This window comes from Buttiauxella sp. S19-1 (assembly GCF_022134725.1).
GTDB lineage: Bacteria > Pseudomonadota > Gammaproteobacteria > Enterobacterales > Enterobacteriaceae > Buttiauxella > Buttiauxella ferragutiae.
The window spans coordinates 1-18,526 of the sequence record NZ_JAHWLU010000014.1 but is presented as its reverse complement, the minus strand read 5'-3'; the positions used below and the strand labels follow the sequence as shown (position 1 = coordinate 18,526).

17 protein-coding genes are annotated in these 18,526 nt (G+C 50.6%); 12 read left to right on the top strand and 5 right to left on the bottom strand.

The window, feature by feature from the left end; all coding sequences use genetic code 11:
* Positions 1 to 90: 90 nt before the first annotated feature.
* The 4 genes from alr (at position 91) to MES37_RS05450 (ending at position 4,003) form a co-directional block, all read left to right on the top strand.
* Positions 91 to 1,170, top strand: coding sequence for an alanine racemase (alr, locus tag MES37_RS05465; protein WP_133523044.1), 1,080 nt, complete (start codon positions 91 to 93; stop codon positions 1,168 to 1,170).
* 178 nt (positions 1,171 to 1,348) lie between these two features.
* Positions 1,349 to 2,542 carry an aromatic amino acid transaminase gene (tyrB, locus tag MES37_RS05460; RefSeq protein WP_064541208.1) on the top strand — a complete coding sequence of 398 codons (1,194 nt, stop codon included), beginning with the start codon at positions 1,349 to 1,351 and terminating at the stop codon, positions 2,540 to 2,542.
* A gap of 222 nt (positions 2,543 to 2,764) precedes the next feature.
* Positions 2,765 to 3,478, top strand: coding sequence for an acid phosphatase AphA (gene aphA, locus MES37_RS05455; protein ID WP_064541206.1), 714 nt, complete (start codon positions 2,765 to 2,767; stop codon positions 3,476 to 3,478).
* 171 nt (positions 3,479 to 3,649) lie between these two features.
* The gene (locus tag MES37_RS05450) at positions 3,650 to 4,003 is read left to right on the top strand and encodes an MmcQ/YjbR family DNA-binding protein (protein WP_064541203.1); all 354 of its coding nucleotides are present in this window, start codon (positions 3,650 to 3,652) and stop codon (positions 4,001 to 4,003) included.
* Here MES37_RS05450 and uvrA read toward each other — a convergent pair whose 3' ends face one another.
* Complete coding sequence (gene uvrA / locus MES37_RS05445) at positions 4,004 to 6,829, bottom strand: excinuclease ABC subunit UvrA (protein WP_121814529.1); 2,826 nt, start codon at positions 6,827 to 6,829, stop codon at positions 4,004 to 4,006. It abuts the gene before it with no gap.
* A 228-nt stretch (positions 6,830 to 7,057) separates the two neighbouring features.
* Here uvrA and ssb1 point away from each other — a divergent pair, with 228 nt between their 5' ends.
* Both ssb1 and MES37_RS05435 read left to right on the top strand, forming a co-directional pair.
* A complete protein-coding gene (gene ssb1, locus MES37_RS05440) occupies positions 7,058 to 7,594 on the top strand; it encodes a single-stranded DNA-binding protein SSB1 (RefSeq protein ID WP_064541197.1) in 537 nt (178 codons plus the stop codon).
* Between the two features lie 334 nt (positions 7,595 to 7,928).
* Positions 7,929 to 9,176 carry an alpha/beta hydrolase family protein gene (locus tag MES37_RS05435; RefSeq protein WP_237930330.1) on the top strand — a complete coding sequence of 416 codons (1,248 nt, stop codon included), beginning with the start codon at positions 7,929 to 7,931 and terminating at the stop codon, positions 9,174 to 9,176.
* A gap of 58 nt (positions 9,177 to 9,234) precedes the next feature.
* Here the strand turns inward: MES37_RS05435 and MES37_RS05430 are convergent, their stop codons facing one another.
* Together MES37_RS05430 and soxS are read right to left on the bottom strand one after the other, a co-directional pair.
* The gene (locus MES37_RS05430; protein ID WP_064541194.1) at positions 9,235 to 9,516 is read right to left on the bottom strand and encodes a YjcB family protein; all 282 of its coding nucleotides are present in this window, start codon (positions 9,514 to 9,516) and stop codon (positions 9,235 to 9,237) included.
* A gap of 152 nt (positions 9,517 to 9,668) precedes the next feature.
* Positions 9,669 to 9,992, bottom strand: coding sequence for a superoxide response transcriptional regulator SoxS (gene soxS / locus MES37_RS05425; RefSeq protein ID WP_064541192.1), 324 nt, complete (start codon positions 9,990 to 9,992; stop codon positions 9,669 to 9,671).
* 71 nt (positions 9,993 to 10,063) lie between these two features.
* On the opposite strand from soxS, the gene soxR reads away from it, so the two are divergent.
* From soxR to MES37_RS05405, 4 genes are all read left to right on the top strand, one after another.
* Positions 10,064 to 10,519 carry a redox-sensitive transcriptional activator SoxR gene (soxR, locus tag MES37_RS05420; RefSeq protein WP_064541190.1) on the top strand — a complete coding sequence of 152 codons (456 nt, stop codon included), beginning with the start codon at positions 10,064 to 10,066 and terminating at the stop codon, positions 10,517 to 10,519.
* A gap of 297 nt (positions 10,520 to 10,816) precedes the next feature.
* Positions 10,817 to 11,479 (top strand): glutathione S-transferase family protein, encoded by a 663-nt coding sequence (locus tag MES37_RS05415; protein ID WP_121814528.1) that lies wholly within the window; start codon positions 10,817 to 10,819, stop codon positions 11,477 to 11,479.
* A 379-nt stretch (positions 11,480 to 11,858) separates the two neighbouring features.
* Positions 11,859 to 13,208 (top strand): NCS2 family permease, encoded by a 1,350-nt coding sequence (locus MES37_RS05410; protein ID WP_064541185.1) that lies wholly within the window; start codon positions 11,859 to 11,861, stop codon positions 13,206 to 13,208.
* A gap of 259 nt (positions 13,209 to 13,467) precedes the next feature.
* Complete coding sequence (locus MES37_RS05405) at positions 13,468 to 15,114, top strand: Na+/H+ antiporter (protein WP_064541181.1); 1,647 nt, start codon at positions 13,468 to 13,470, stop codon at positions 15,112 to 15,114.
* A 45-nt stretch (positions 15,115 to 15,159) separates the two neighbouring features.
* On the opposite strand, the gene MES37_RS05400 is transcribed toward MES37_RS05405, so the two are convergent.
* Complete coding sequence (locus MES37_RS05400) at positions 15,160 to 15,840, bottom strand: YopT-type cysteine protease domain-containing protein (protein ID WP_232887088.1); 681 nt, start codon at positions 15,838 to 15,840, stop codon at positions 15,160 to 15,162.
* A 190-nt stretch (positions 15,841 to 16,030) separates the two neighbouring features.
* The gene (locus tag MES37_RS05395) at positions 16,031 to 16,912 is read right to left on the bottom strand and encodes a LysR family transcriptional regulator (RefSeq protein WP_064541175.1); all 882 of its coding nucleotides are present in this window, start codon (positions 16,910 to 16,912) and stop codon (positions 16,031 to 16,033) included.
* A gap of 103 nt (positions 16,913 to 17,015) precedes the next feature.
* On the opposite strand from MES37_RS05395, the gene MES37_RS05390 reads away from it, so the two are divergent.
* Positions 17,016 to 17,441, top strand: a complete 426-nt coding sequence (locus tag MES37_RS05390) for a CidA/LrgA family protein (protein WP_064541309.1) — start codon at positions 17,016 to 17,018, stop codon at positions 17,439 to 17,441.
* Positions 17,434 to 18,123, top strand: a complete 690-nt coding sequence (locus tag MES37_RS05385; RefSeq protein WP_064541172.1) for an LrgB family protein — start codon at positions 17,434 to 17,436, stop codon at positions 18,121 to 18,123. The genes MES37_RS05390 and MES37_RS05385 overlap by 8 nt, the downstream gene beginning before the upstream one ends.
* Positions 18,124 to 18,526: the final 403 nt, after the last annotated feature.

Genomic DNA, 18,526 nt, shown 5'->3' with positions numbered 1-18,526 from the left:
GTCGGGACGAGTTCTCTTGCCGCCTTGTTGTGACGCGAATGATTTTGAGGATTTGCGTAATCAAATATTAAATTTTAGCAAGGAACGAACATGCAAGCGGCAACCGTAAAAATTAACCGCCGCGCTCTGCGACACAACCTGCAACGCCTGCGCGAACTGGCTCCTGCCAGCCGTATGGTGGCGGTGGTGAAAGCAAACGCATACGGGCATGGTCTGCTGGAGACTGCCCAAACCCTGGCTGATGCCGACGCCTTTGGTGTCGCCCGCCTTGAAGAAGGTGTTCGCTTACGCGCAGGAGGAATCACTCAGCCCATTCTGCTGCTCGAAGGCTTCTTTAATGCAAGCGATCTGCCGACCATTGCTGAGCAGAATTTCCAGACTGCCGTTCACTGTATCGAGCAGCTTGAAGCGCTGGAGCAGGCCGAGTTAAGCCAGCCGATTACCGTGTGGATGAAGCTGGACACCGGCATGCACCGTTTGGGCATCTTGCCTGAAGAAGCCGAAGCGTTTTATCAGCGTCTTTCACGTTGTAAAAACGTCAGCCAGCCGGTGAATATCGTCAGCCATTTTGCCCGCGCTGATGAACCGGAATCCGACGCCACACCGCGCCAGCTTGATATCTTCAATTCGTTTACCGCAGGCAAACCAGGACAGCGTTCTATTAGCGCGTCTGGTGGCATTTTGCTGTGGCCGGACTCGCATATGGATTGGGTTCGCCCAGGTATCATTCTTTATGGTGTTTCACCTCTTGAGCAAAAACCGTGGGGCGTCGATTTTGGCTTCCAGCCGGTGATGTCACTGACTTCCAGCCTGATTGCCGTGCGTCAACATAAAGCCGGTGAAGCAGTGGGTTACGGCGGCACCTGGATTGCTGAGCGCGATACACGTCTGGGTGTGGTGGCGATGGGTTATGGCGACGGTTACCCGCGCGCGGCACCATCTGGTACACCTGTGCTGGTGAATGGCCGGGAAGTGCCGATTGTCGGGCGTGTCGCCATGGACATGATTTGTGTCGACCTCGGCCCACAATCAGAAGACAAAGTGGGCGATAGCGTGGTGATGTGGGGTGACAATTTGCCGGTTGAGCGCATCGCTGAAATCACAAAAGTGAGTGCTTACGAACTTATCACGCGCCTGACTTCAAGGGTTGCGATGGAATACCTGGATTAATTCCCCCTTTATTTTTACTTTTGTAGGTCGGATAAGCGTTAGCGTCATCCGACGCAATCTGGTGGATGACGCTAACGCTTATCCACCCTACAAATTCCCGCGATAAACCTCTCGATCTTTCCCCAGCTTCCGGTTTACAGTGGTTGTCCGCAACACTGTAAACCAGGAGAACCTCACCGTGTTTCAAAAAGTTGACGCCTATGCTGGCGACCCAATCCTTTCCTTAATGGAACGTTTCAAAGTTGACTCGCGTAGTGACAAGGTAAACCTCAGCATTGGCCTCTATTACAACGAAGATGGGGTCATCCCGCAGTTGCAGGCTGTTGAAGAAGCTGAAAAACGCCTGAATTCTCAACCACATGACGCATCGCTTTACCTGCCGATGGAAGGCCTGAGCAGCTATCGCAGCGCGATTGCACCGCTGCTGTTTGGCGCAAACCATCCTGCGCTGCTTGAAGAACGTATCGCGACCATTCAAACCGTTGGCGGTTCTGGTGCGTTAAAAGTGGGTGCGGACTTCCTGAAAACCTATTTTCCGGATTCACAGGTATGGGTCAGCGATCCGACCTGGGAAAACCACATCGCAATCTTTGGTGGTGCGGGTTTTAAGGTGAATACCTACCCGTGGTTTGATAGCGAAACCAATGGTGTGCGCTTCGAAGCGTTGCTGGAAACCCTGAACACGCTGCCTGCGCAAAGTATCGTGTTGCTCCATCCGTGCTGCCATAACCCGACAGGTTCTGACCTGACGGATGCGCAGTGGGATGCGGTGGTTGAAATCCTCAAAGCGCGTAACTTAATTCCGTTCCTCGACATTGCCTATCAGGGTTTTGGCGCGGGTATGGAAGAGGATGCATACGCGATTCGCGCAGTTGCCAGCGCTGGCCTGCCAGCTTTAATCAGCAACTCATTTTCCAAGATTTTCTCAATGTATGGCGAACGCGTGGGCGGGTTATCGGTCGTCTGTGACGATGCCGAAACAGCAGGCCGTGTATTGGGCCAACTAAAAGCTACCGTGCGCCGTAACTATTCCAGCCCGCCAAACTTCGGTGCGCAGGTTATCGCTGCGGTTCTGAACGACGAACAGCTGAAAACCAACTGGCTGGCAGAAGTCGAAACGATGCGTCGCCGTATTCTCGATATGCGCCAGGCACTGGTTTCAGTACTGCGGGCTGAAATGCCGGAACGTAACTTCGACTACCTGCTGCAACAACGTGGGATGTTCAGTTATACCGGCCTGAGTGCGGAGCAAGTCGATCGTCTGCGTGATGAGTTTGGTGTCTATCTGATTGCCAGCGGACGCATGTGTGTCGCGGGGCTAAACAGCAATAACGTACAGCGCGTGGCGCAGGCGTTTGCTGCTGTAATGTGAGTACTTACTCACATTAATTCTGGTTTACTCCTTCGCCCTGAGGGCGAAGGCTGGGATGAGGGTGATTCTTCACAAATTCAATTCTGTGATCATCACCTTTTTCTATGACAAATCCTGATAAATTCCTTTTACTATCAGCCTCTCGCGAGTATGGTCGGGTAGGTTTTTGACCAGTTGTTCCACTTTCTAACGATAAAAACTGATGAAAATAAAGGGAAAACGATGCGTAAAATTACCCTGGCATTAAGTGCCGCGTGTTTGTTATTAGGATTGAACCAGTCTGCCGTTGCTAAGGAATCTGCACCCGCTCCTCTGAATCCTGGCGTCACCGTTGCGCAGTTAGCACAGCAAGTCCCCATTCACTGGGTTTCTGTCGCTCAAATTGAAAATAGCCTGATGGGGCGTGCGCCGATGGCGGTGGGTTTCGATATTGACGACACGGTGCTGTTCTCAAGCCCAGGCTTTTACCGTGGGCAAAAAGAATTCTCACCGGGCAAACAGGATTACCTGAAAAACCCATCTTTCTGGGAAAAAATGAACAACGGCTGGGATGACTTCAGCATGCCGAAAGAAGTCGCGAAAAGTCTTATCGCCATGCACCTCAAACGAGGTGACAGCATCTATTTTGTGACTGGCCGCAGCCAAACTAAAACCGAAACCGTAACTCAGACACTGCAAAAAGACTTCTTAATCCCGGAAGCCAATGTAAACCCAGTTATTTTTGCCGGTGACCAACCTGGACAAAATACCAAAACCCAATGGCTGAAAGATAAGAAAATCAAAGTGTTCTACGGCGATTCTGACGGTGATATTACCGCCGCTCAAGATGTAGGTGCCCGTGGCATCCGTTTATTACGCGCTTCGAATTCCAGCTACCAACCGCTGCCAAAAGCCGGGGCTTTTGGCGAGGAAGTGATTGTTAACTCTGAATATTGATCATATTGACTGATATTAGACGGCGATGCGCGCAAGCAAGTCGCCGTTTTTTTCATCAAAAATCCCCTGTCGGGTTTTACCTTTTGGTGAGTTGCTCGCACACTTAGAGGTGCCAGTTTCATAAACTGGGCGCGACATTGAATCCACTGGAGCAGGTAAAAGGGGAAAAAAATGACCAATTCGGAGCTATTGCAGTACTGCATGAACAAACCCGGAGCGGAACAAACTGTTCATAGCGACTGGAAGGCCACACAAATCAAAGTAGCGGATGTGATGTATGCCATGGTGCATGACATCGAAGCACGCCCGGCTGTTTCGTTAAAAGCCAGTCCGGGGCTGACTGATTTACTGCGTGAGAGCCACAAAGACGTGTTCCCCAGTGCGCATTTGAACAAAGCACACTGGAGCACGTTATATCTGGATGGGTCGCTGCCCGACTCGCAAATTTATTATCTGGTGGATGCCTCTTACCAGCAGGCATTATCGCTGCTGCCACAGGAAACCAGGCAGCAGCTCTCTGACTGACTACTTCAGCAAAGGTTTGAGGAAACGAGCGGTATGTGAAGCTTCGCATTCCGCGACGGTTTCTGGCGTACCGGAAACCAGAATCTCTCCGCCGCCGCTACCGCCTTCTGGGCCAAGGTCGACAATCCAGTCTGCCGTTTTAATCACGTCCAGGTTATGTTCGATAACCACAATGGTGTTGCCCTGATCGCGCAACTGATGCAGAACTTCCAACAACTGCTGGATATCGGCAAAATGCAGGCCAGTGGTTGGCTCATCAAGGATATACAACGTCTGGCCAGTGCCACGCTTAGAAAGCTCACGCGCCAGTTTCACACGCTGTGCTTCACCGCCTGACAACGTCGTTGCTGACTGCCCAAGCCGAATGTAAGACAAGCCTACGTCGATGAGCGTTTGCAGCTTACGCGCCAGCGCCGGTACGGCATCAAAGAATTCACGAGCATCTTCAATGGTCATATCCAGCACTTCGTGGATGCTTTTACCTTTGTACTTAACTTCCAGCGTTTCGCGGTTATAGCGCTTCCCTTTGCACTGGTCGCATGGCACGTAAATATCCGGCAAGAAGTGCATCTCGACTTTGATCACGCCATCGCCCTGGCACGCTTCGCAGCGCCCGCCACGCACGTTAAAGCTAAAACGCCCTGGCGTATAACCTCGCGCACGGGATTCCGGCACGCCCGCAAACAGCTCGCGCACTGGTGTAAACACGCCAGTATAAGTCGCCGGGTTTGAACGTGGTGTACGGCCAATCGGGCTTTGGTCGATATCAATAACTTTGTCGAAATGCTCCAGACCATGAACTTCGCGGTACGGCGCAGGTTCTGCAAGCGTTGCACCGTTCAATTGGGTTTGAGCAATCGGGAAAAGCGTATCGTTAATCAGCGTCGATTTACCGGAACCAGAAACCCCGGTCACGCAGGTAAACAAGCCGACGGGCAGCGTCAACGTCACATCTTTCAGGTTGTTGCCCTTCGCACCAACCAGCTTCAACACCTTCTCTGGGTCAGCGGGAACGCGGTGTTTCGGCAGCGCAATTTCACGCTTACCGCTGAGGAACTGCCCGGTCAGAGATTCCGGCGCATCGATAATATCCTGCATGGTGCCTTCGGCAACGACATGGCCGCCGTGAACACCCGCACCCGGGCCGATATCGATAATATGGTCTGCGGCACGAATCGCATCTTCGTCGTGCTCGACGACAATCACGGTATTACCGAGATCGCGCAGGTGAATCAGCGTTTCCAGTAAACGTTCGTTATCGCGCTGATGCAGGCCGATTGACGGCTCATCGAGCACGTACATCACGCCCACAAGACCCGCGCCAATCTGGCTTGCCAGACGAATACGCTGCGCTTCACCGCCCGAAAGTGTCTCTGCGGAACGGGAAAGTGACAGATAATTCAGGCCGACATTCACCAGGAATTTCAGGCGATCGCCAATCTCTTTCAAGATTTTTTCAGCGATTTGCGCACGTTGCCCACTGAGCTTCATGTTGTGGAAGAACTCCATCGCATGACCAATGCTCATATCAGAGATAGTTGGCAGCGGCGTGTTTTCAACAAACACATGGCGTGCTTCACGGCGCAGACGCGTACCTTCACAGCTTGCGCATGAACGGTTGCTGATAAATTTCGCCAGTTCTTCACGCACCGCGGAAGATTCGGTTTCTTTATAGCGACGTTCCATATTATGCAGAACGCCTTCAAACGGATGGCGGCGCACCGAGGTATCACCACGGTCGTTTATATATTTGAATTCAATGCTTTCTTTACCCGAACCATTCAGCACCACGTTTTGCACACTGGCACTCAGTTCGTTCCATGGCGTTTCGACATCAAACTTATAATGCTCTGCCAGTGAACGCATCATGGTGAAGTAATAGAAGTTACGGCGATCCCAGCCGCGAATTGCACCGCCAGCCAGCGAAAGCTCACCGTTTTGCACCACGCGTTCCGGGTCGAAATATTGCTGTACGCCAAGCCCGTCACAGGTTGGGCAGGCACCGGCCGGATTGTTGAACGAGAACAGACGCGGTTCCAGCTCGCGCATGCTGTAGCCGCAAATCGGGCAGGCAAAGTTGGCAGAGAACAGCAACTCTTCTGCTTTTTCATCGTCCATATCGGCGACAACCGCAGACCCACCGGACAAATCCAGCGCAGTCTCAAACGACTCAGCCAGGCGCTGTGCTAAATCCTCACGCACCTTGAAACGGTCAACCACCACTTCAATGGTATGTTTTTTCTGTAATTCCAGCTTTGGCGGATCGGAGAGATCACACACTTCGCCGTCGATCCTCGCGCGGATATAACCCTGGCTTGCCAGGTTTTCCAGCGTCTTGGTGTGCTCGCCTTTTCTGTCTTTAATAATCGGCGCAAGCAACATCAGGCGCTTACCTTCCGGCTGCGCTAAAACGTTATCGACCATCTGGCTGACCGTTTGTGCTGCCAGCGTGACATTGTGGTCCGGGCAACGCGGTTCACCGACACGCGCATACAACAGGCGCAAGTAGTCATGAATTTCAGTGATGGTGCCGACGGTTGAACGCGGGTTGTGCGAAGTGGATTTCTGCTCGATAGAAATCGCCGGCGACAAACCTTCAATGTGGTCGACATCCGGCTTTTCCATCAATGACAGGAACTGACGCGCATAGGCGGAAAGGGACTCAACGTAACGACGCTGCCCCTCGGCGTATAAGGTGTCGAAAGCCAGTGAGGATTTGCCAGAACCCGAAAGCCCAGTCACAACAATCAGCTTGTCGCGTGGAATAACGAGGTTAATATTTTTGAGATTGTGGGTGCGGGCGCCCCGAACTTCGATCTTATCCATTCACCTTTCCCGGTTTAAACGCTTTTTGCCAGGCCGCACTGGAGGCCGCCGACGATCACAAACGGCTAATTATGACACAATAAAACCTGAATGAATATCCAGTGTTTTAATGCAACAATGTATACCCCGAAGACATTCTGGAATGCATCCCGCAGCTATAAAGATTAGGGGTGGCGTGGTAGAATCGAGGGTTTACACTACTTATTAAACGTTTCAGGAGACACGACCATGGCCAGCAGAGGCGTAAACAAGGTGATTCTCGTCGGGAATCTGGGTCAAGACCCGGAAGTACGCTACATGCCAAATGGTGGCGCAGTTGCCAACATTACTCTGGCCACGTCAGAGTCCTGGCGCGATAAGCAAACCGGCGAAACCAAAGAAAAGACTGAATGGCACCGCGTAGTGCTGTTTGGCAAACTGGCAGAAGTCGCGGGTGAATACCTGCGTAAAGGCTCCCAGGTTTATATCGAAGGTGCATTGCAGACGCGTAAATGGACTGACCAGGCAGGCGTTGAAAAATACACCACCGAAATCGTGGTTAACGTTGGCGGCACCATGCAAATGCTGGGTGGCCGTGCAGCAGGCGGTGCTCCAGCAGGTGGCGGTAACCCAGGTCAGCAGCAAGGTGGTTGGGGTCAGCCTCAGCAACCGCAGCAGGGTGGCAACCAGTTCAGCGGCGGCGCGCAATCTCGTCCGCAGCAGAGCGCACCAGCACCATCTAACAATGAACCACCAATGGACTTCGACGACGACATTCCTTTCTAAAATTAATTTTAGAAATCATCGTTAAGAAACCTGTTATCAAACCCCGATCTTTTCGGGGTTTTTTTATTTATAGATGAATACGTTATCAACAGTTATTAGATTTAATAACTTCAAAAACCCATTAATACATTTCTAATGATGTCAGATAAATCCTAATACCTGGATTCCCGTCACTCAGACGAAGCGGCAAAAAGAGTAAAATCTGCGCACCGATTTTCGCCTGTACGAATACCCAAAAGCCTGGGCAGCAAACCAAATCAATAATTCGGTAAACCCTCCCGTGATGACAACTATTCACGCGGGCCGCTTAATTTAAACAGGGAAATAATCCGTTATGTCTCGACCCGTCCGCATGCCAGTTGTTGTTTCCTGGCTGTTCGCCAGTATTGTTACGCTATTACTGACCGCGTGTGGTGGAAGTGAAACTCCATCAAAAACCACTGCTCAGACTTCACCGCCAGCGGTACAAACAAAAATCGAATTTCTGGAACGCTGGGATGTCGATCGTTTGAATCGTATCCTGAAAACCGATACGCCTCAGCAGTTCGGTGTTCATACCATCTACACACCGGCACGCAATGCCGTCAATCTGTACCGAGTCACTTACGCTTCAGTGATTCCCAACATGGGAAATAAACCAACCGTAGCATCAGGTTTGCTGGCGATACCGGATAACGCGGCAACAACACATACATTACCGATGGTTTCCTACCAGCACGGCACGGTCTACGGGCGTCAACAAGTGCCATCATTCCCTGACCAATCCCCGGAAACTCAGCTAATGATTGCTCAGTTCGCAGGCCAGGGTTATGTGTTGATTGGTGCGGATTACTTTGGGCTTGGCACGTCGACAGAGCCTGAAGGGTACATGGTGAAAGCCAGCCATCAGCAGGCGACTTATGACATGCTAATGGCCAGCCGGAACGTACTGAAGCAGAAGAATATTTCGACCAATAAACTCTTTCTTGCAGGCTGGTCGCAAGGCGGCTTTGTTTCGATGTCATTGCTGCAAAAACTTGATGTTATGGGTGTGAAGGTCGATGCCACTGCGACAGCTAGCGCGCCGCTGGATTTATATGCGCTGGTGAGTGGTGCGCTCTACACACCGCAAGCGCATCCTGCGGTCTGGCTGAATAGCATTTTCATCCTTGCCGCCTTCTCCTTCGAAAACTATTACGATTCGCCTGACTTAGCGCGATCCGTGATTGCCGATAAGTACTATACGATGTCAAAAGCAGCTTACGACCGCACGCCGTACACCGGTGCGATCCCGACGGATCTGCATATCCTGCTTCGCCCTGAAATGTACGATCCTCAGGCTTTAAAAGCGTCAGCTTTCGGGAAATTGCTCAGTCAGACCGAAGCCTACAAATGGGATTACCGTTCTGCGGTGCGCAATTATTATGGCGACGCGGATGAAGCCGTTCCGGTAGACGATGCGCGTATGGCAATGACTTATGCAGTGCAGAAGGGTGACTCGATGGTGAAGGCCATTTCCACTGGGGAAACCGATCATCGTGGTACGTTTGCGACAGCGGTGCCGGAATGGAAAAGCTGGTTTGATGGGTTGTCGAAGCAGTAAAACAGTTTGATTGCAGTGGTCAATATGAACTAGAGGGGGCTTTGCCCCCTCAATTTGATCAGGTCATCACCATCGGCCATTCAGGTGGGGTGTGGCTTGAGATCTCAATCATAATGTCTTTAAACGATTCCCAGATAACCGGGAAGTCGGCCAATGTCAGGCCCAATAAACCGGTCGCAAACCACAATGAAGCCGCGATGCCCAGGCCACTGCTGATCGCGGCTAAAAACGCGTAATCAGATTTGCGAAATTGAATATTCAACGTGCTGGCTAAAAACATCAAAACCGCACTGACTAAAGGCCAGCGCATTAGCAAAACGCTGGTTGTGATTGCCGCCATGAATCTGTGCCTCGGAACGAAAATGTAAGAGAATTCCTGTTTCACAGGATTTGTGAACTATATCACAATCGTTCTTTTAATAGCCACTTGAGCAGCACATTTTCTGTTCCGTTTTTTCGATGAACTCAGGTACAAATATTTAGCGGACAGCGTCAGGCGTGATGGCGATAGTCGGTTGGTGTGCGGTCAAACTCACGGCGGAAAACGCGTGAAAAAGTCTGCTGAGACACGTAACCGTAATCCATCGCGATATCGAAAATCGGGCGCTGAGTGTTGCGTAACTCTTTCGCCGCCATCAGTAGTCGGCGCTGACGAATGTATTCACCCAACGTCTGGCGTTTCACGGTACGGAACATCCTTTGTAGATACCATTTTGAATAACCAGATTTTTTTGCCACAGCGTCAATGCTCAGCGGCTGATCAATGTGATCGTCAATCCATTCAGTCAATGTTTGAATAATATCCTGGTGTGCCATAAACCATCCCCATAGCCGGATTTGTTGGCAGCGAGTATAATTCCTCAAGTTAACTTGAGGTAAAGAGCAAAATGGAAAAGAAATCACCGCGCTTTAAATCATTACTGAGTCCGGGCGAAGTGGCGAAGCGTAGCGGCGTCGCCGTGTCTGCGTTGCACTTCTATGAGAGCAAAGGATTAATCAAAAGCGTACGAAATAGCGGCAACCAACGGCGCTACACGCGTGATGTGCTGCGAAACGTGGCGATTATTAAGATTGCCCAGCGCATTGGTATTCCACTGGCGACGATTGGTGAAGAATTTGGTGTGCTGCCTGATGGGCATAAAATTAATAAAAACGACTGGAAAAAGATGTCGTCACAATGGCGTGAAGAGCTGGAGCGGCGCATTCATACATTAACCGCATTGCGGGATGAACTGGATGGCTGCATCGGTTGCGGCTGTTTATCGGGTGCCGATTGTCCATTGCGCAATCCTGGCGATAAACTCGGTGAGCAGGGGACGGGCGCGCGTCTTCTTGAGGATTAACACTGGCGTGAAGCGATGGAATGGCAGGCAAAACTAAAGCGCCCAACTTCGGCGCTTTAGTTTGTTCCCGGTCTTTGTCTTTCGATCTATCCCGCTTTTCGCAAGGAGGGTTTCCCCCGACATCAGCGTCCCTCAATCACACATTCTCAGGAGGTTCCGGATTGCGCTGACAACTTAATTGTAGATCCCTTCGGCCAGGTTTCAAGGTGATTTGCATCTTTTTTGTACAGTTCTAATACTTCACTTTTTGCTCATTTACCTATAGTTAACTCATCTTGTTAAACAGAAGGTTGACTCATGCTTATCGTCCATCACCTCAATAACTCCCGCTCGCAGCGTATTTTATGGATGCTTGAAGAACTGCAAGTGCCGTACCAGATTGTTCGCTATCAGCGCGAACCGACCATGCTGGCACCTGAGTCATTAAAATCTGTGCACCCGTTAGGGAAGTCGCCAGTGGTGGAAGATAACGGCAATATTCTCGCCGAGTCAGGGGCAATCATTGAATATCTGCAAGAAACCTACGATTTAGAAAGCCGCTTCAAACCGATTTCCAGCCAGGAAAAACTGCGTTATCGCTTTTGGCTGCATTACGCCGAAGGATCGTTAATGCCATTGCTAATGATGAAACTGGTTTTCGGTAGCCTGGGAAAAGAGCCTGTTCCGTGGTTACTGCGTCCGGTTGGTAATCTACTGGGGCAAGGTGTGCAAAAGGCCTATCTGAATAAACAGATTATGACCCATGCGCGTTATCTCGAAGATTCGCTACAAAAAAATCCGTGGTTTGCAGGCCAGGCGTTTAGTGCGGCAGATATACAGATGAGTTTCCCGGTTATCGCGCTGCTCTCTCGCGGCGGCATCAACGATTTACCCAATCTCCAGAATTGGCACAGTAAAGTGCAAATGCGCCCTGCCTGGCAGAGAGCAATTCAGCAAGGTGGGCCGTTCGACATCCCTTAATTCCTTCTATCGAAAAATCCTATGAGTCAGGAAAATATATAACCAGTATCTTGCATCATTGTTGCTAAATTGCGCATTGACGATAACGTTTGCGCATGAGGTGGCGATAATTTCGCCTGCTAACGCTTTTTTCCGCAAAAAGCGGCAAAGTTCGGTTGAAAATCCATGTAAGAAGGCCGGATAATCGTTTGCCTTAATTTTGACGCTCAGTTTGTATGCGCGGAGTTAAACGTTTGCTTTTTTTGTGACGCCCCTTTTTTGTCGCAAACGCAGCACAGGGATCAATTCGTATTCTTTAAGAATTTGAACGTTTAATTGGCAGCGGTCTGCCAACCACGCATACCAACGTAATCATAAAAATCTCAGGGGATTTTTCACTATGTCTAATCATTCTCCGCGTGCAACCGGCGGTCTCGATGCCTGGTTCAAAATATCTGCACGTGGCAGTACCGTTCGTCAGGAAGTGGTGGCGGGTTTAACCACTTTCCTCGCGATGGTGTACTCCGTGATCGTCGTGCCGGGCATGCTCGGTAAAGCAGGTTTCCCTCCTGCGGCGGTCTTTGTGGCAACTTGCCTGGTCGCCGGTGTTGGCTCTTTGGTGATGGGCCTGTGGGCAAACCTGCCGCTGGCCATTGGTTGCGCTATTTCACTGACTGCCTTTACCGCATTTAGCCTGGTATTAGGTCAACACATCAGTGTGCCTGTTGCTCTGGGTGCCGTTTTCCTGATGGGTGTGCTGTTCACCATCATCTCTGCAACCGGCATTCGTAGCTGGATTTTGCGTAACTTACCGATGGGTGTTGCGCATGGCACGGGTATTGGTATCGGCTTGTTCCTGCTGCTGATTGCAGCAAACGGAGTCGGCCTGGTTATCAAAAACCCGCTGGATGGCTTGCCCGTTGCACTGGGCCATTTCGCCAGCTTCCCGGTCATCATGTCTTTGATTGGCCTGGCGGTCATCATCGGTCTGGAAAAGCTGAAAGTCCCTGGCGGCATTCTGCTGACCATCATCGGTATTTCTATTTTTGGCCTGATTTTCGATCCAACCGTGCATTTCTCTGGCATCTTCGCGATGCCATCGCTGAAAGATGAAGCGGGCAATTCACTGATTGGTAGCCTGGATATTATGGGCGCGCTGAATCCAGTGGTGTTACCGAGCGTTCTGGCGTTGGTGATGACGGCGGTATTCGATGCAACCGGCACCATCCGTGCTGTCGCGGGCCAGGCAAATCTGCTGGATAAAGACGGTCAAATCATTGATGGCGGTAAAGCACTGACTACCGACTCCCTGAGCTCCGTGTTCTCAGGCCTGGTGGGTGCAGCGCCAGCGGCCGTTTACATCGAGTCTGCGGCAGGTACTGCGGCGGGCGGTAAAACCGGTCTGACAGCCATCACCGTCGGCGTGCTGTTCCTGCTGATTCTGTTCCTTTCTCCGCTCTCTTATCTGGTTCCTGCTTACGCCACCGCTCCGGCGCTGATGTATGTGGGTCTGCTGATGCTGAGCAACGTGGCAAAAATCGACTTCGCTGATTTCGTTGATGCCATGGCTGGCCTGATCACTGCGGTATTCATCGTGCTGACCTGTAACATCGTTACCGGCATCATGATTGGCTTTGCATCGCTGGTCATTGGCCGCGTTGTTTCTGGTGAATGGCGCAAGCTGAACATCGGTACCGTGGCTATTGCAATCGCCTTAGTCGCATTCTATGCAGGCGGTTGGGCAATTTAATTTTACTCGTCATACTTCAAGCTGCAGGGTTGTTGGCTGCACTCGCGAACCCCAGTCACTTACTTTAGTAAGCTCCTGGGGATTCGCTCTCTTGCCGCCTACCTGCAACTCGAATTATTTAGAGCAAAAACTCTGAATACTCCTTTCAAAACCAATCAAATCTTTTCCTGTTTCCTTCCTGTGTAAAAAGTTGTTTTACTATTGGGTATAACAACATCCTGCAAAAAGGGTTTCACAAAACACTGCGACTAAGGAAAGCATGGAAATCTTCTTTACTATTCTCATCATGACCCTTGTGGTTTCGCTCTCTGGTGTGGCTACACGTATGCTGCCGTTCCAGATCCCGCTTCCGTTAATGCAAATTGCGATAGGTGCCGTGCTTGCCTGGCCTCACTTCGGTTTGCATGTTGATTTCAATCCGGAACTCTTTCTGGTGCTGTTTATTCCGCCATTGCTGTTTGCCGATGGCTGGAAAACACCGACCAACGAATTTCTTCGTCACGGGAGGGAAATCATTGGCCTGGCGCTGGTTCTGGTGCTGGTCACTGTGGTCGGCATTGGCTTCCTGATTTACTACCTGGTGCCAGGCATTCCGCTACTTCCGGCATTTGCTCTGGCGGCGGTGCTTTCACCGACCGATGCCGTGGCGCTTTCCGGTATCGTTGGAGAAGGGCGCATTCCTAAGAAAATTATGGGGATATTGCAGGGCGAAGCGCTGATGAACGACGCATCCGGCCTGGTATCGTTAAAAATGGCCGTCGCGGTGGCGGTTGGGTCGATGGTCTTTAGCGTCGGCGGAGCGACCTTCGAGTTCTTCAAAGTGGCGATTGGCGGCCTGCTGGCGGGGATTGCCGTCAGTTGGCTGTACGGAAAATCACTGCGCCTGATGAGCCGCTGGAGCGGTGACGAACCCGCCACGCAAATCCTGCTGCTGTTACTGCTGCCGTTTGCTTCTTACCTGATTGCTGAACACATTGGCGTTTCCGGCATCCTGGCCGCCGTGGCCGCCGGTATGACGATCACCCGTTCTGGTGTGTTGCGCAGTGCTCCACTGGCGATGCGCCTGCGTGCCAATAGCGTCTGGGCGATGCTCGAGTTTGTGTTCAACGGCATGGTGTTCTTGCTGCTGGGCCTGCAATTACCAGACATCATGAAAACGTCGATTGCTGCCGCAAACGCCGATCCGAACGTCGAATTGTGGATGCTATTTGTTGACATCGGGCTTATCTATTTTGCCCTCATCGGCTTACGTTTCTTGTGGCTGTGGACCATGAAACGCCTCAGCTTGCGCTTTATGAAAAAACGCCCGCTGGAGTTCGGTTCCTTTTCCACGCGCGAGCTGTGTATTGCTTCGTTCGCCGGTGTACGCGGGGCAATTACGCTTGCTGGTGTGCTTTCCATCCCGCTGTTACTCGGTAATGGCACGCCATTCCCGGCACGTTATGAGCTTATTTTCTTGTCGGCTGGGGTGATTTTATTCTCGCTGTTAGTCGGGGTGATCATGCTGCCGATTCTGCTGCGCAATGTCGAAGTCCCTGACAAATCGATGGCGCGCCAGGAAGAGCGTATTGCCCGTGCCGCCACGGCTGAAGTGGCGATCACCGCCATTGAGAAAATGGAAGAACGCCTGCAATCTGACGTCAACGAGAACATTGACGATCAGCTGCTCAAAGAGGTGAGCTCACGCGTGATAGGGAACTTGCGCCGCCGTGCTGATGGGCGAAATGATATGGAAAGTAGCGAGCTTGAAGAGAACCTTGAGCGCCGCTTCCGTCTGGCCGCGTTACGTTCCGAACGCGCCGAGCTTTATCATTTACGCGCGACGCAGAAAATCAGCAACGACACTTTAATGAAGCTGCTGCACGATCTCGATTTGCTCGAAGCGCTATTGGTCGAGCAGCAATAATCTTCCCGGTTCCTCTCCCTCAGCAGGGGGAGAGGATGAAGAGCGTTAATTTAAGGCATAGCGCTCAATCGAGATAAGAAAGTACTTATTATAATATTGAGAAAAGAGATGCGTCAGAAATGTAGCCATTCCCTCACAACGCCCTTGTTCATAAGGGTAAGTTACTTCTCCATAATTAGGGTCAAACAATTTTATTTTGCCCTGTTCCTGGCGTATTGCTAATGAGTGTCCACCCCCGGCTCTTTTAATAGACAAATGATAACCAAACCCTTGCTCTATATTATTTAATATTCCAGTGCTGATTTCTTCAGCAGTATTTGTTGGGGAGACTCTATTCTCATTAATAAAATTCACATTATTATTCTTGAGAATAGTATGAAGTACCGTTTTCATCGCCGCCATGTTGCCAATTTTGCTTAATTGCTCCTGGTAATTCACGATGCCACGGACTAAGCCTTTCCCCCTTTCGGCTGCGATATACGGCTTGAATGTCTCCCAGTTTTTACCCGCCATCAGGTATGTTCCCGCCAGTCCCAGACAAACTCCGCCTTCTACACCATATTCAGTCACGTAGCCTTTACTGTCATGATTATTGCCAATCCATGCTCCCTGTCTTTTAGAGGGGTCCGCATGTCCCCATTTATTTTTCACGATATAATCATTTTGACTATAGTGGTTATACTTTCCACCAGTCCGGGAGATCAGTTGTATGGAAGCACTTCTCATGTTAATTCCTTTTATACGATGAATTGTAGTCATTCAGTGTTTTGGCCGATGTTACGTAATTGAAATATCGATTTCTTAAGGTGGATCAATAAAATCTCTATATCAGAGCTTTCTTGTAACAATATAACTACGGACATATAATCCACATTGGATTTTATATCCGTAAATAATTGATGCTATTTACTCTGTTCTAAACCGGCCAAAACTCCTTACAACACGCAATCCACGCCTGCGCACTTTGCGAAATATAAACCCCTTCACGCCAAATCATCGCCAGTTGCCACGTCAAATCGCTGTTTAACGGCAGCCACATCAAGGTGTTTTTATCCAGCTTCTGGCAAATCGTTTCTGGCAAAATCGCAATTCCAACACCCGCTTGTACCATCGCGGCAAGGAAATCCCATTGCCCGCTACGCACCGCGATACGCGGCGTAAATCCATGCTCCTGAAACAGCTGAATGAGCTGGCGGCTCAGGGCGAAATCTTCGTTGTAGATAAGCAGCGGATGCGCGGCAAGTTCAATAGGGTCGATGCTGGTGCGCGTCGTCCACGGGCCAGATCGTGGCACCAGAACGCACAGCGGATTCTGGATCAACGGCAGCGTGGAAAAGGTATGTTCGTCATCAACGGGTAACGCGGTCATGGCTAAATCCAGCTCGCCATTAAGCACCGCCTGTTGCACCGTCAAACCCCCGAATTCGGAAATCTTCAGCTCGACGCCAGGGTAACGCTGGCGGTACAGGCTAATTGGCCCTGCCATCAACATGCCGACCATCGGGGGAATACCAAGGCGCAGTACACCTTTATTGAGATGATTAATATCACCAAGTTCGGCTTCCAACTGGCGAAACTCCGCCAAAATTGCCAAACCGTGCTGATAAACTACCTCACCGGTGTCGGTGAGTAACAGCTTGCGGCCATCGCGAATCAGCAGCGTGCAGCCCAGTTCATCTTCGAGATTGCGCAGCATTTTACTGATGGTCGGCTGAGTGACGAACATCTTCTGGGCAGCGCGGGTAAAACTTTGCTGGCGAACCACCTCAACAAAATAACGCAGTGTCCTGATGTCCATAACTATTCCCGTTGACTATACCTCTGATGATTTTAATTCATTTCTTTCAATGAAGTTGGCTAACTATAATCGCCACCTGATCTTTTTTTGGAGTGTGGCTCTCATGGCCGTGGCGTTACGTGAATTTACGCCAGTTTTTTTTCGCCGTATTCAGGTGCCAGTACAAGTGGCGCTATACGCGGGATTGTTTATTTTTGCCCAACAGTTGGTGGAATGGTGGCATTTGCCGCTGCCTGCGAACCTGGTAGGAATGCTGTTACTGCTGGCGTTAATCGTTTTTCGCGTGGTGCCCCTGAAATGGGTACGGGCAGGTTCTCGCTGGTTGCTGGCTGAAATGTTGTTGTTCTTCGTCCCCGCCGTGGTCGCGGTGGTGAATTACGCCGAACTACTAATGGTCGACGGCTGGCGCATTTTCCTGGTGATTGCTATCAGCACCACGCTGGTACTCGGTACTACTGCGCTGGTGGTGGATAAAGTCTATCGTTTTGAACTGGCGCGAGAAGCCCGCAGGCAGGCACGCGGTGAATAATTTCCAGCTAAGCATGCTGTGTCTGGTTATCACGCTCGGGCTCTATTTTGCGAATAAAAAACTCTATCGCCGTTTCCGAAAGTTGCCATTAATGCCGCTGGTATTAACGCCATTACTGCTGGTGGCGATGCTCATTTTTGGCCACATCTCCTATCAAAATTACATGGGTGAAGCGCACTGGCTATTGTGGCTACTTGGCCCGGCGACCATCGCTTTTGCGGTGCCGGTTTATGACAATCTCAGGGTGATTAAACGCCACTGGATGTCACTCACAGCCGGCGTTATCACCGCAACGGTGGTGGCTGTCACTAGTTCAGTCTGGCTGGCACGCTTATTTACCCTTTCCGACGAAATTCAGCGCAGCCTGGCTGTGCGCTCGATTACCACGCCTTTTGCATTAGCCGCTGCCAAACCGCTTGGCGGGCAACCAGAACTGGTGGCGTTATTTGTGGTGGTGACAGGCGTATTTGGTATGGCTGTGGGAGACGTGTTGTTTTTGCGCCTTGCTATTCGTGAAGGAATGGCAAAGGGTGCTGGTTTTGGTGCAGCGTCACATGGCGCAGGTACCGCTCGCTCCTACGAATTGGGTCCGCAGGAAGGCGTGGTAGCAAGCCTGGTGATGATGTTTTCTGGCGTAGTGATGGTGTTGATCGCACCTTTGGTCGGTTGGCTGATGTTTTAAACACTTTCCCCACTTTGCTTGAGGGAGAGGGCATTACCTCTTTCCCCACTTTGCTTAAGGGAGAGGGCATTACCTCTTTCCTCCCTCTCCCTCAGGGAGAGGGCCGGGGTGAGGGCGGTATGAACGTTATCCCCATCAGTTCTTTCTCAATCTAATGCAATATCATGTTGCTTATCGTTATTTTATTTGGCTATTAACTCAGCAAAGATAATTCTCTTGTTTATTTTTTTCTGACGCGTAGGGAAATAATTTCTTCTGCAGAAGTATTAATCGGGCACTACTGTCACGGGTTATTAATAAAGTTTAATATATCATTAATAAATGGCATGTTGACAGTACAGGTCTTAATGTTTATTCATGAGTGTGCGGACTGAATATTTTTATGGCATCTAAGGTAATTAGA

Bases quoted from the DNA above. Each gene is read 5' to 3' on its own strand.
- aphA (WP_064541206.1), top strand. From the start codon at position 2,765: ATGCGTAAAATTACCCTGGCATTAAGTGCCGCGTGTTTGTTATTAGGA.
- MES37_RS05410 (WP_064541185.1), top strand. From the start codon at position 11,859: ATGTCTAATCATTCTCCGCGTGCAACCGGCGGTCTCGATGCCTGGTTC.
- MES37_RS05430 (WP_064541194.1), bottom strand. From the start codon at position 9,516: ATGGCGGCAATCACAACCAGCGTTTTGCTAATGCGCTGGCCTTTAGTC.
- MES37_RS05450 (WP_064541203.1), top strand. From the start codon at position 3,650: ATGACCAATTCGGAGCTATTGCAGTACTGCATGAACAAACCCGGAGCG.
- alr (WP_133523044.1), top strand. From the start codon at position 91: ATGCAAGCGGCAACCGTAAAAATTAACCGCCGCGCTCTGCGACACAAC.
- uvrA (WP_121814529.1), bottom strand. From the start codon at position 6,829: ATGGATAAGATCGAAGTTCGGGGCGCCCGCACCCACAATCTCAAAAAT.
- MES37_RS05415 (WP_121814528.1), top strand. From the start codon at position 10,817: ATGCTTATCGTCCATCACCTCAATAACTCCCGCTCGCAGCGTATTTTA.
- MES37_RS05390 (WP_064541309.1), top strand. From the start codon at position 17,016: ATGGCCGTGGCGTTACGTGAATTTACGCCAGTTTTTTTTCGCCGTATT.
- soxR (WP_064541190.1), top strand. From the start codon at position 10,064: ATGGAAAAGAAATCACCGCGCTTTAAATCATTACTGAGTCCGGGCGAA.
- MES37_RS05405 (WP_064541181.1), top strand. From the start codon at position 13,468: ATGGAAATCTTCTTTACTATTCTCATCATGACCCTTGTGGTTTCGCTC.
- ssb1 (WP_064541197.1), top strand. From the start codon at position 7,058: ATGGCCAGCAGAGGCGTAAACAAGGTGATTCTCGTCGGGAATCTGGGT.
- MES37_RS05435 (WP_237930330.1), top strand. From the start codon at position 7,929: ATGTCTCGACCCGTCCGCATGCCAGTTGTTGTTTCCTGGCTGTTCGCC.
- MES37_RS05400 (WP_232887088.1), bottom strand. From the start codon at position 15,840: ATGAGAAGTGCTTCCATACAACTGATCTCCCGGACTGGTGGAAAGTAT.
- MES37_RS05395 (WP_064541175.1), bottom strand. From the start codon at position 16,912: ATGGACATCAGGACACTGCGTTATTTTGTTGAGGTGGTTCGCCAGCAA.
- soxS (WP_064541192.1), bottom strand. From the start codon at position 9,992: ATGGCACACCAGGATATTATTCAAACATTGACTGAATGGATTGACGAT.